Consider the following 228-nt stretch of genomic DNA (forward strand, 5'->3'; position numbering starts at 1 on the left):
AGGGTTTCTAAGTAGTGGCGGAGTGGACGGGACTCGAACCCGCGACCCCCGGCGTGACAGGCCGGTATTCTAACCAACTGAACTACCACTCCGCACCAATGCTGTATGACTAAAGACTTATATCTCTTGGCTTTAATCAATTGTAATCAAAGCCTGGCGATGTCCTACTCTCACATGGGGAGACCCCACACTACCATCGGCGCTGCTTCGTTTCACTACTGAGTTCGG

At 52.2% G+C, this 228-nt stretch carries 1 tRNA gene; it reads right to left on the reverse strand.

The window, feature by feature from the left end:
• Window positions 1–15 precede the first annotated feature (15 nt).
• Window positions 16–92, reverse strand: a tRNA-Asp gene (locus BZG25_RS15850).
• Window positions 93–228: the final 136 nt, after the last annotated feature.

It is taken from the genome of Salinivibrio sp. ML198, from assembly GCF_001996015.1.
Taxonomy (GTDB): domain Bacteria; phylum Pseudomonadota; class Gammaproteobacteria; order Enterobacterales; family Vibrionaceae; genus Salinivibrio; species Salinivibrio siamensis.